Source organism: Paenibacillus sp. FSL M7-0134, from assembly GCF_038007865.1.
Taxonomy (GTDB): domain Bacteria; phylum Bacillota; class Bacilli; order Paenibacillales; family Paenibacillaceae; genus Paenibacillus; species Paenibacillus polymyxa_B.
In genome coordinates this window covers 1,770,241-1,781,991 of sequence record NZ_JBBOXV010000001.1, presented here as the reverse complement: position 1 = coordinate 1,781,991, position 11,751 = coordinate 1,770,241, and the positions used below count along the sequence as shown (strand labels likewise).

At 45.9% G+C, this 11,751-nt stretch carries 13 protein-coding genes; 5 read left to right on the top strand and 8 right to left on the bottom strand.

Annotation, left to right across the window (positions count from 1 at the left end):
- Nucleotides 1-52: 52 nt before the first annotated feature.
- Nucleotides 53-1,246, bottom strand: a complete 1,194-nt coding sequence (locus NSQ58_RS07950) for a radical SAM/SPASM domain-containing protein (RefSeq protein ID WP_023990063.1) — start codon at nt 1,244-1,246, stop codon at nt 53-55.
- A 49-nt stretch (nt 1,247-1,295) separates the two neighbouring features.
- On the bottom strand, nt 1,296-1,574 hold the full coding sequence (locus tag NSQ58_RS07945) for an acyl carrier protein (protein ID WP_013311713.1): 279 nt from the start codon (nt 1,572-1,574) through the stop codon (nt 1,296-1,298).
- A 357-nt stretch (nt 1,575-1,931) separates the two neighbouring features.
- On the opposite strand from NSQ58_RS07945, the gene NSQ58_RS07940 reads away from it, so the two are divergent.
- Genes NSQ58_RS07940 through nagA form a run of 3 tightly spaced genes read left to right on the top strand, consistent with a single transcriptional unit; the run spans nt 1,932 to nt 4,745 of the window.
- Nucleotides 1,932-2,798 carry a MurR/RpiR family transcriptional regulator gene (locus NSQ58_RS07940; RefSeq protein WP_023990065.1) on the top strand — a complete coding sequence of 289 codons (867 nt, stop codon included), beginning with the start codon at nt 1,932-1,934 and terminating at the stop codon, nt 2,796-2,798.
- Between the two features lies 1 nt (nt 2,799).
- Entirely contained in the window at nt 2,800-3,528 is a 729-nt protein-coding gene (gene nagB, locus NSQ58_RS07935) for a glucosamine-6-phosphate deaminase (protein ID WP_341057139.1), read from the top strand.
- Nucleotides 3,525-4,745 carry an N-acetylglucosamine-6-phosphate deacetylase gene (nagA, locus tag NSQ58_RS07930; protein ID WP_081391264.1) on the top strand — a complete coding sequence of 407 codons (1,221 nt, stop codon included), beginning with the start codon at nt 3,525-3,527 and terminating at the stop codon, nt 4,743-4,745. The genes nagB and nagA overlap by 4 nt, the downstream gene beginning before the upstream one ends.
- Nucleotides 4,746-4,850: 105 nt before the next feature.
- On the opposite strand, the gene NSQ58_RS07925 is transcribed toward nagA, so the two are convergent.
- Nucleotides 4,851-5,813 carry a YhcN/YlaJ family sporulation lipoprotein gene (locus NSQ58_RS07925; protein WP_028541499.1) on the bottom strand — a complete coding sequence of 321 codons (963 nt, stop codon included), beginning with the start codon at nt 5,811-5,813 and terminating at the stop codon, nt 4,851-4,853.
- Nucleotides 5,814-6,008: 195 nt separating this feature from the next.
- Between NSQ58_RS07925 and NSQ58_RS07920 the strand changes: the two genes are divergently transcribed.
- Nucleotides 6,009-7,586, top strand: coding sequence for an esterase/lipase family protein (locus NSQ58_RS07920; RefSeq protein WP_076295578.1), 1,578 nt, complete (start codon nt 6,009-6,011; stop codon nt 7,584-7,586).
- A 116-nt stretch (nt 7,587-7,702) separates the two neighbouring features.
- Here the strand turns inward: NSQ58_RS07920 and NSQ58_RS07915 are convergent, their stop codons facing one another.
- From NSQ58_RS07915 to NSQ58_RS07905, 3 genes are read right to left on the bottom strand one after another with little or no spacing between them, the layout of a single operon-like run.
- A complete protein-coding gene (locus NSQ58_RS07915; protein WP_076295577.1) occupies nt 7,703-8,362 on the bottom strand; it encodes a hypothetical protein in 660 nt (219 codons plus the stop codon).
- A gap of 54 nt (nt 8,363-8,416) precedes the next feature.
- Nucleotides 8,417-8,659, bottom strand: a complete 243-nt coding sequence (locus NSQ58_RS07910; protein ID WP_071642683.1) for a helix-turn-helix domain-containing protein — start codon at nt 8,657-8,659, stop codon at nt 8,417-8,419.
- Nucleotides 8,602-8,958, bottom strand: a complete 357-nt coding sequence (locus NSQ58_RS07905; RefSeq protein WP_075154684.1) for a hypothetical protein — start codon at nt 8,956-8,958, stop codon at nt 8,602-8,604. Before NSQ58_RS07905 ends, NSQ58_RS07910 begins: the two co-directional genes overlap by 58 nt.
- Nucleotides 8,959-9,144: 186 nt before the next feature.
- Here NSQ58_RS07905 and NSQ58_RS07900 point away from each other — a divergent pair, with 186 nt between their 5' ends.
- Entirely contained in the window at nt 9,145-9,348 is a 204-nt protein-coding gene (locus tag NSQ58_RS07900) for a hypothetical protein (RefSeq protein ID WP_023990072.1), read from the top strand.
- Between the two features lie 74 nt (nt 9,349-9,422).
- On the opposite strand, the gene NSQ58_RS07895 is transcribed toward NSQ58_RS07900, so the two are convergent.
- Both NSQ58_RS07895 and NSQ58_RS07890 read right to left on the bottom strand, forming a co-directional pair.
- On the bottom strand, nt 9,423-10,361 hold the full coding sequence (locus NSQ58_RS07895) for a DUF4340 domain-containing protein (RefSeq protein ID WP_023990073.1): 939 nt from the start codon (nt 10,359-10,361) through the stop codon (nt 9,423-9,425).
- Nucleotides 10,358-11,749 (bottom strand): GldG family protein, encoded by a 1,392-nt coding sequence (locus NSQ58_RS07890; protein ID WP_076159732.1) that lies wholly within the window; start codon nt 11,747-11,749, stop codon nt 10,358-10,360. The genes NSQ58_RS07895 and NSQ58_RS07890 overlap by 4 nt, the downstream gene beginning before the upstream one ends.
- Nucleotides 11,750-11,751: the final 2 nt, after the last annotated feature.

Below are 11,751 nucleotides of genomic sequence, written 5' to 3'. Positions count from 1 at the left end.
TTGTCATCATCCCTCTCTCTTCCATCCAGTAACAAACAACATCCATAGAAAACTAAATGTATTTCAGAGAGCCTGCCCCGTGCAGATACAATACGCTGCATTTGGAGCACACCGGAGTCAATCCTTCATGATTAATCTTTTGACGAGTTTTCTCATACGCATCCGAGTTCCATATCTCCTTCAGACTGTGCTCACGCATGCTTCCAATCGTGAACTCACTGAAAAATTTGCAAGGCATGACCTTCCCGTCTGGTAAAATATCTGTTCTGGAGGTGAGCGCCAAACAATGATTGGAACAACGGCTGACCATTTCCTCGCCATGTATAAATTTATCAATTTCCTCATAATCCAAACCGGGCTGATAGCGCACGCGAATGTTCCATACTCGCTCATTGATCCGCTGTAGTTCCTGCATCAGAGGATCGATGTTATCCGGGTTGATTTTATATTTGAAAGCATGCCAGCTACTAATATTTTTTTCTTCAAGTTGTCGGAGCCAGGAGAAATTATGTGTGAAATATTCATCCATTTTGAGGGAGGTCTCTTTGGAAATGTACCAGGGGAACGTCAGCAGCACCAGATCCAGCCTTTTGTCCTCCAGCATTTGCAGAAATTCGTACATCCGTCCGATCATGTTATCGTTAATGACCGCATGGACAGTTACCCGTCCCTTGTACAATCCCTGGTCGCGCAGTTCAATCAGCTTATCCATCTGCCGCATTGTTTTTTGAAAGGTGCCTTTACCGCGAATTAGATCGTGTTCTCTTTCAAAACCTTCAATCGCTATTAATAACTCCAGATTTTCGGACAAATCCAAAATCCGGTCCAAATATTTATCAATAAGTAATCCATTTGTACAAAAGGTCATTTCGCGCCGATCTTCCGCCAGCACGTCCAAAATTTCATCAAAACGCCGGTGAAACATCGGTTCGCCGCCCCACATGTACAGTCTGGACTTGGCTTCCTTGGTTTCGCTCAAAATCTGCCGGAGCATGTCCGGAGCAAGATCCATGTTTTGTTCTTCTTTATCCATTTGGTGATGGTAGCCTTCCTCGTTCCATTCAAAACAGTGTGTACATCTCAGGTTGCAGCGGTTGGTCAGCTTAATGCCGATCGTCTGGGGCATGTCCGTTTTGAAAGTAGGGTCCTGTGTGGCGTTACGGTAAGATACAGAAGCGTTTTTCAGGTTACGCTTGATGAGCTTGAACGCTTTCTCATCAATCAGCACATTGCTTTTGGGCTGCATGCTAACACCTCGTTTAATGGATTTTCAGGCACATGTACCAAGCTGTACGTCAGACCGTCTCCATTCCCTCCAGGTGCGGCGCTTGTTCCGCATCGCTGATCCCCTGAATGTAGCTGCAAAACGCATCTACCGAGCTCAAATGCTCTAGCTCAAAGGAATCAAAATCAATCTCCACATCAAACGCATCCTCCACTTGCAGCATGAAATGAACCAACTGCAACGAATCCAGTCCGGCATCATGAATAATGTCCGAATGTCCATCCAGCTTAGCGACCAGTTCAGGATCTTCCTTAACCGCGCTGATCATTTCAATCACTTGGCTTTGCATAGCAAACTCCTCCTTGTGAATGAGATTCTGTTCGTTCCACCCAACGATGCCCTCTGCAAAGAAAGCTCCTAGAAAAATTCCTTCACTGGAACTTTATTCAATTATACTCCTCCAATGAAGAGACAAGTCAATAGGTTGTTTTGTAAGTAAAACTCGCAATATGTAAATTAATGTATGATAACTTCTACAATTTTCGCCGGCTATTTTTTCGCAAAATCTAATAAAAATTCTCCTCACATCTCTTGCATGAGCGGCAGAATTATTTTACAATACACATGAAAATGTTTTTCCTTATATTCTTCTTGTATACGATACTTTTTTTCACACAAACATTCTACAGCCAAAGGAGCACAGCTCATGTCCCCCATTCTTCATACATTAGCCCATAGACTGGAGCAGCTTCCCGTACAGGAACGCAAGCTGGCGGAATCCATCCTGCAATCCCCGGAAGATGTGCTGCATTTGGGTATTCGGGAGCTGTCAGAGCGTTGTGGTGTGAGCGCGGCGACCGTTACGCGGTTTTGCAAATCACTACATTTTAAAGGCTATCCCGATTTCAAAATGAAGCTGGCCGCCGAGTTGTCCCACTCCAACCGTAATGGTGAAGAATCCTATCAGGATATTGTCGCCGGAAATTCACTTTCCCGAATCGTGCAGGCTATTCAGGCGAACCATACCGCATCCATTGCGGACACGACCCGACTGCTGGATTACGACAAGCTGGAGCAGGCCATTGCATGGCTGTCAGCCACGAGCCGCATTGATCTCTATGGGATGGCGACATCGTCGATTGTGGCACAGGATTTTTACCAGAAGCTCATCCGTATTGGCAAGAACAGCACTGCCTTTGCAGATTCGCATATGCAGATTACCTCTGCCTCCTCGCTCGGAGCAGGAGATGTCGCCTTTGCCGTCTCTTATTCAGGAGAAACCCAGGAGACCATTGCGGCTCTACGTTGTGCAAAGGAACAGGGGGCTAAGACATTATCCCTGACCTCCTTCGGAAACAATACGCTGGCAGGTCTTGCGGATATTGCGCTATTTTCCTCCTCATTGGAGGAAGGAATGCGACGTGGGGATATGGCCTCCCGCATTGCCCAGCTTCATATCATAGATATTCTGTTTACAGGTATGGTGAGCGCAGATTTTGACAAATATATTCCGAGATTGGAAGGTTCATATCAACAAGTGAGCAAGCTCAAAAAACAACCAGGGGGTCACTAAGATGAACATACGCATTTTGAACAGCCGTGAGGACCTGAACGCTACTGCCGCCGCTGTGATCGCCAGCTTGCTGCTATCCAAACCACAGGCCATGCTTGGCCTGGCCACCGGTAGTACGCCGATTGGCATTTACCAACATCTTGCAGATATGTACCGCAAGGGACAGGTCAGTTTTGCACGAGCCTATTCCGTGAATCTTGATGAGTATGTTGGTCTTCCCCCAGAACATCCGCAGAGCTATCGAAGCTTTATGAATGAGCACTTGTTCCAGCATATCGATATTCCGATATCCCATACACGTGTCCCTGACGGGAATGCACTGGATCTGGCAGCAGAATGTGCAGCGCACGAGCAGGCCATTTTGGACCATGGACCCGTGGATCTGCAATTGCTTGGCATTGGTCATAATGGTCATATCGGCTTTAACGAACCTGGTCACCGCTTGACTGGAACCACACATGTTGTAGATTTGAAAGAAAGTACGCGCTCGGCGAATGCTCGATTTTTTGGCGATATAGAAGCTGTACCCAGGCAAGCAGTTACGATGGGAGTAGGCACGATTCTTAAGGCGAAGCAAATTATACTGGTGGCTTTTGGTGCGGATAAGGCCGACATTATAAAGCAGGCTTTAACTGGACCTGTCACGACTGAGTGTCCGGCTTCTCTGCTGCAATGTCACCCCAACGTACTTATTTTACTAGATCAGAAAGCAGGAGGATGGTTCAATTGAAGTCAAATGAAATGAGTGGTAACGTACCCCAGCTACTGTATGGGCAAGTTGTCGTTGGAAATGACATTATTGAAAAAGGGGTTGTCGTCATTGAGGGGCAATCCATTGTATTCGCTGGTTCAGAAGAGCATTTACCCGCCGATTGGACAGCGGTAGTCTTGGCAAATCAGGAAGAAACCGCAGCGAAAACCGCAAACATTGTGCGTTTGGAAGGAGGATATCTGCTACCAGGCTTTATTGATATTCATGTTCACGGCGGTAACGGTGAGGACTTTATGGACTCCAGTTCAAGGGTGCTGGATACGATCACCTCCTTTCACGGTTCACAAGGAACGACGGCTATGCTGGCTACCACCATGACCGCGCCCAAGGAACAGATTGACCGGGTATTGAGTGAAGTTCACGCATACATGGCACTACCTATGCCCTATGCTCAGTTGGAGGGCGTACATCTGGAAGGGCCGTTCATCAGTCCGAACTGGCCTGGAGCGCAAAACCCAGAACATATCGTGCCACCGAATCTCTCATGGGTGGCAGAATGGGAGCAGCGCTATCCAGGCCTTGTTCGCCAGCTCACGCTTGCGCCCGAACGGGAAGGAGCGCTGGAACTGATTGCATGGCTGCGTAGCCATGGCATTACCGCGGCTCTCGGTCATACGGATGCTACGTATGAAGAGGTTGAACAGGCAGCGACGGCGGGGCTGAATCATGCGGTGCATGCGTTTAATGCTATGACTCCGCTGCATCATCGCAAGCCGGGAGCCGCCGGAGCCGTACTCGCTGATCCGCGCATTGAAGCAGAAATCATCGCGGACGGCATTCATGTGCATCCCGCCGCCATTTCCCTGCTCGCTAGATTAAAGCAGGATCATAATCTCATTCTCATCACAGATGCCATGTCTGCTACTGGTCTGGAAGACGGTCATTATACGCTCGGCGATTTGCCGGTGATCGTGCAGGGCGGTGTAGCACGACTGGAGGATGGCGTCACTTTGGCAGGAAGCACACTAACGATGATTGAAGGCTTCCGCTACTTGGTTCAACATGTGGGTATAAGTATTCCCGCGGCATCACAAATGGCCAGCCTGAATCCGGCTCGATCCTTGCACATTGCTGATCGTACAGGTTCGCTTGAAGCAGGTAAACAAGCAGACATCCTGTTACTGGATAGAGACTTAAAGCTGCAAGGCGTATGGATTAAAGGATTGCGCAAATAATTCAGTTATAGTTATCATTCCCCAAAACTAAAGAGCTATCCACCAGCGTATTCGCTGAGATGGATAGCTCTTTCTTTGGCATTGCACACACTTATAGGGTTTGAATTAGCGATGATTCATCGGCGCGGGCGTATGATTTTGTGGGCGTGTGGGTGCTGTATTTTCCATTGGACGGTTTGTACCAGCCGCCGGAGTTGGGAATACACGTTCAATCACGTCCACCATTTCATTGCTCAAGCCTCTAATCGGATGACCATTTTGCACACTGTGTGTAAAGTCAGTGGCTTGTTTGACAAAATCCGGGTTAGCCGATACATACACCTGTTCAATCGAAGGTGCAAATTGCTTAACTTTATTCGCGATTCGGCTCTTGACTGCATCACTTGGTTCATATGCAGTTCTTGCTCCCTCGATGGTGGTGTTTCCGGTATTTGCGCGATTGTTGTCCGTCAAGCCACGCAACATACCGTACGAGCCTGTACCCATCGTACCGAATAAACCGTCATCACGACGCGCAGGTGTTCCATTCCCGGTTACTCCATTGTCTGTCATTCCAGGCGTTGTAGTATCCGTAGTACGGTTTCCTCTAGTACCATTAACGCCATTCACACTCGGTACATTCCCGTTACGTCCAATACTATTTGCACTTGGAGTACCGTCAACACTTGGAGCACCGACACCTGTTCCGTTGGCTTGGTCTTTCAAGGAAACGGCTACATAGGCATGTCGTTCACCGACCAGCACAGTCGCAGACTTTACATCCGGCATCTCGGATATACGTTTGGACAAATTGCGATCGACTTGCAGATTACGGACTGGATGTCCGGTTCGGTTGGCATTTTCATTCAATGCCATCCCATCCATACCATTGGACTTAACCCCATAACGATTCACACCATCCATACCATAACGGTTCACACCATCCATGTGATGTGTGCTTTGCGCGTTATAGCGTGTACTGTTCGTACGAACGTTATGATCGGCATTTCCGCACCCGGTCAAAGCAGCCATACTGGCGAGTAAAGCAGCAGAAATCGTAAAACTGATGACCTTCTTAGTTCCTGGCATGAACTCATCCTCCATACATTATAAAATGTGTGACGAGATTATCATGCGCTATGAATCATAGGGATATCCTGACTAAAAAATGACTAAAAAAATAAAATTTTAATGTAAATATGAAATACAATTGATGATTTACCACAAGATGGCATGTATAATAAGCTTGAAAAATACTTTATTTTACAAAGGAGGATTTTCAGTTTGAAAAAGATCACCGTTTTGATGCTCATTTTTTTGTTATCAGTTACTCTTGTCCCCGTTGGCGCTTTTGCAGGCTCCACTACACCCCAACCCCCAAAAGATCCCGCCGGAAGCTGGGCAGAAGGTCCACCACCTAATCGCGTTGATCCAGCCAAGCCCGCACTATTGTTCGTACATGGTTTGAACAGTAGCGCTGAAGTCTGGACCAAGAATGATAACGATATGCTTCAGCGCGCACGTGACGCCGGATACCAGACAGCCACCATTAATCTGTACGATACAACTGGCACATCCCAAGATATGTGGGACAATGGTAAGCTTCTGGCCGACAAAATTAAGGTCATCAGCAATCACTTTGGAAAAAAGCTTATCGTCATCGCCCACAGCAAAGGTGGAGTGGATACTCAAACCGCTCTCGTATATAACGGAGCCGCTCCTTATGTACAACGTGTCATCACCCTCAGCAGTCCTCATCATGGTTCACAACTTGCAGATCTCGCCTACAGTAGCTGGGCCGGATGGCTGGCAGATATCGTCGGGTCACAAAATCCCGGTACCTCCACTTTACAAACATCTTATATGAAGTATTTCCGAACCAAGACCGATTCACTTAGTAATGCGACTACAGTTCCATTCTTCACGTTTGCTGGTGATAACTGGTCTGGCGGCACTGCTTCCTACATACTGGGCGGACTTTACCTCTCCTCCTTTGGTAAGAATGATGGAGTGGTCACAGTCGACAACGCTAAGCTTCCCGGCGGACGTGTAGTTAAAGTCGGATCTTGGGATCATGCCAAGGTTCGCACCGGTTCTTACGTCTTCTCCCTGATCCAACCCTACCTCCAAGCGAATACTCCAGCATTGAATCAGGAAACTGAGGCACTTTCAGCATCTTCCCTGACTGCTTCTGCTTCACAATCCACCTATAGCGAGATCGATAATTCATATTTTATCCGAGGCGGCGATTATAATGGAAAAGCCTCAGAAACCCTCACTGTTGAAAATGGTGTAAAATCCATTGATCTGGACTGGATCAGCGATAAACGTGTGAGTAAACTGGAACTAACCAAGCCTGACGGTACTAGTGAAATTATTAATCTGAAAGCAGGCTATGATGACGATATTTTTGCTGGTGCCTGGCATCATAACGCCGTCATTCAAAATCCAAAACCGGGCACCTATAAACTGAACGTCACGGTTCCTGATAATGGAGCGTATCTCCTGATTGCACGTTACCAGGCTGTTCAAGTTCCTGAGCTGAAATACAATTTAAATGCAGTGGGCCCGAAGCTAAATCTGAAACCACAGGATTCCCCGAACAGTGTTACACAAGTTACCTACCAAGTTCAATATTATGGTGATCCGCAGCAAGGAGTCACTTCTACATCCAAAGGTTTGACGGTACAGCAAAAAAACGTTAACCCTACCGGACAAATTGAGCTATCCAAAGCGGACAAGCCCGGCATCTATTCTGTAACCTATGAAATTAGCGGCACCACAGAGGCTGGATATCCGTACCGCCGCACAGCTGTTCAATCCATTTATATTGATGCTGACGGCAACAAGTATGTTGACTAAATAAATCTACAACCTAAAAAGCCTGCAAACCCCCATTATAGTTGGGGCGTTTGCAGGCTTTTTTTCATTACAAAACATCTTGATAGAAATAATACTTTGTAAGGCATTCGTTGTGTTCAATCCGTTGTCTGATTCCTCAGCTTATGAAGCCAATAGTAGCGGTGTATATCCATAATAAAATGAAAAAGAACACATGCCAGCATCGAGTATACACTTATCAATACTGTGGCAACTAATTGTTGTGTAGCGAATCCGAGGGAAACATTAGCTATCAGATAACCAGCCCCAGTAAATGTGGTGATAGTTACTACAGGCGCTCTTTTGTTTTTTTCCTTAAACTTTGGTTTCTTCCTATGATTTGAAGGATCTTTGAATTTCGTTAAATTATATTTTATAAAGTAATACAAGGCCACTCCATAAAGGGCAAAAGAACCTACAAAATACCATGGAGTATCCAGATCCAACATGCCATAAGCAAACTTTTGTGTCATGATCATGAAGCCAATAGAACAAACCAAACCAAATACACCACGGAATAAAACGTAATTCAACTGCAATTTGCGTGGCATGATGACCAGTACAAGGGCCCAAATGTTTATCATAACAATCGGTGGCAACAATACATAAACGTAAACTGCAATGTATGGATTTCCCACTAAGGGGATAACTAGAAACAGATCTAACAGTAATAAAACAAGAATGATGACATTGGAACGAATACTGTTGACTGGGTACATCTTCATACTTTTTTCAAAAGAAGCCCTGTTATCACTCATAAACTTATAAGCCCTCCGTTAAATAAGTAAACCTACGGATAAGGATAGCCAAGGCTATATCCATTGTCCACTTTTTACTGTCTTTAACTCTTGTTGCAGTTCTTCTATAAAATCAGTCACAATGCTTTGGACAGCATCTTCACGGGACATACGAATATACCGACTGGTCTTTTGAATGTCTTCCTCGAACAATTGAAGTATCCTACACATGGCCTCCTGATCTCCACTTCGTACTAATTTTAGCAATTGGACGAACTCAGCATCCGAAATAACTCTTTGAGCATTTTCTTTTTCCATTTATTCACCGCCTGTTGGGATAGCTTTAACTCTTTTGCAATCTGTGCTTCGGTTTTGTCTAGTATGTAAAGGTCAAAGATGATCATTTTTCCGATCTCAGAAGGTAGAGAGTTGATAAGCTGTAGTGTGTACATATTAGAGTTTGAAGATTCTGTAAAAGATGGGGCGCTGACGGCTTCGTTCTTTTCCATTACAAATTCATGATTGGTTTGTACCCGAGCACGATACTGGATTCTCCAGGCAATGCGGTACAGCTTCTTTCGATATTGTTCCACCAATGTTAGCTGAGACTTATCCATTGTAAATTACCCTTTCTCTTTGGATTTGACTTTTTCTAAATCCTCATACTATAGGGTAATTTGCAAACCTATTTTACAACCAAAACAGAACATTTGTTCTTATTTATTATACTATTTTTACATGCAGTTGTATATGGTTCTTTTAATTTACCTTCCTTTATATATGGCTAAAAAGGAGGGAATACATTGCAAATGGATGATGCTCTTTCTCTGGTTACCAACGTAGGCTTTCCGGCTGGACTTTGTTTTATTTTGTTGCGGCACATCCTGCACACGATGGAAGAAAAGCTGGATAAGCTGGATCTCTCACTTCATGAGCTGATTCAGGTTATCCAAGATTTAAACGACAATAACAGCTCTTCTTCCAAAAGCAGCAAACCTGACGAATAACGAACACAAAGAAGCTCCAGACGACGATCATCCGCCGTTGGAGCCTCTTTGTGCGCTAATTTAATTTCTAATGATTATTTTCCAGTCTGAGCTTGGTCGTGGCCATTCTGTTCAGTACGGTTCACGTCAGATACTGACAGACCATAAGCCCAGTTACTTTGTGGCGGCACAACCCATACGGTATCTGGATCATCGTTAAGCGTCCAGCCCTGATAGACCAGCTGGGAATCATCCTTACCCAGCGATATACTCAGCGTAAAGCGGTGAACAGGCTTGCTCAGCTCGGAGGCTTTGCGCAAGGCCTGACTGCTAGCCAGGTTTTTGATTTGCTGCGAGAGGGAAGTCGCCGTGTCATTGGCTACTGACTTTCCGTTCAGCGTCCAAGATGTGGAAGCACTGTCTCCGGTTCCGCTGTTACCGGAGGATTTGAGCATCCATGAAGAATTTTGGCCTTCCCACTCTATTCCGCTCAGCTTGGTATCGTCCCAATCGAACGGCGTTGTATCTATAAAATCATCAGCACCCAGCAACAACCCTGAAAGTGTATCTATAGGTACAGAAGCTATCTCTTTTTTGTCTGATAATACATAAACAGCATCTCCGGAAGGCAACGTTTCACCGAAGGCAAAGGTACGAACGTCGCCCTTCTTGGTCTTAATCTCAATCTGATCATGGGTAGCGCTGATCCCATATTTGGCTACGTCTGTAGGGGAAGATTCCACCACTTCACCCAACTTTACATTTTGAATCGCTGCTAGCCAATTGTCTATTGTATATTGGTTTAGCGGGTAAGTCCGTGGCTTGCTCATACTCCATTGACCATCATGTTGTTCAAGTTCCACCGACTTGCCGTCCTTTCCTGTGATCGCGAAAGACGTAATATTCTCTTGCGTAAGCTGAACCAGCTGGCGAGCCGCCGGCGCTTGTTCACGAAAGAAGTTTTGGCTCTTTGCATAGATTATACCCGCTCCCAATACAACTAACAGTAGCACTGTGGGTATCCATTTTCTCATGCTCTTCTTCGCCTCCACCATAATAAGATTCCGATGACCGCGAATAGCAACGGCAATCCGATGACAGATATGGTCAATATCGTTTTTGCTTGTGCAGGAGTCAAGTAAGCTACCTTATAATCCTGCTCCTGACGAGGACGAATGGTAAGCCCATCAGAATGTTCCTGCACATAATTCAGACTGTTCAGCACAAAGTCTCGATTGCCTCCTGTGTTGATCTCAGTGTCGCTTAAAAGGGCAGACGTTCCGAGAATAACGGCTTTGGGCTTGCCGTCTTTCCCTTCTACCGCATAACCGAGATTCAGCGGCCCCTGCGGGTCCTTGTCATCCTTCTGCGTTTCGTTGTTCAGCAGCCCTTGGATATTCGTTTCGCCATAGCTGGCTGCAGAAGATTTCATCAAAAGCGTCGTCTTCCAATCCTTCTGCTCTCCTGCCTGCAAAGCAATAGACAGTGAAAGAACCGGGTACAGATTGGAAGCCGCCAACTTGTCGGTGATCGCATGACTGCCGAAGGTAGGAACCGTCCATAGAGGTCCAAGTGTATTCGTCTGTTCCTGATCCACCACGATGGCATGAGTGTCCTTCACTCCATAATCAGCCGCTAATGCATCAAGGTTTTTCCAATCGGACCCCATGTTCGGGTGAAAGCCTAGTGCCATAAAAAGCTTTCCGCCATCATTCAGATACGTACGAATACTCTTCAGTTCCGTTGCACTGATATCACGTTCTGGTCCGACAATAGCCAATACAGACGCATCTTTGGGCACGCTCCCCGCCTGATTGAGCTGAACTTCCTCTGTTTTCACATTATCTTGTGACAGTGAGCTACTTAATTCAGTCATTTGGGACAATGGGATTTCCTCATGTCCAGTTAGAAAGGCTACTTTCCCTTGACGGGTAGATGATAATCCCAGCAGTCCACTAGTCAGCTTTTCTTCCCCAGTAAATTGGTATGCCCCTTCACCACTCCCCTGAGCTTGCGTAAATAGACTCCCAATATCTATAACCCGCTTCTTCTCCCCCTGCACCAACACAATAGACGCTGCAGTAACACCATATTGCTTGGCCAGTATCGGTTCCTGATTCAGATCGTATTGCTCGACCTTGAGCTTGTTGTTACGCTTGGCGTATTCATTCAGCATATCCGTAACATCCCGGTTCAGCTTCTGATTTTGTGAAGTGGATACGGTAAAAGCAATGAGCCGTACGTTTTCCTTTACACCCTGGATGGTCGTCAACGTTTGGTCAGACAGCGTATACTGCTTGCCTGCCGTCAGATCCAGTTGAAAGCCACCTAACGACCGCAGAAATAACGTCAATAAAATAAAAATCCCTACAGCAGCAATCGATAGTACCACACTATTGGTATGACCCAGCCATTTTTTCATAT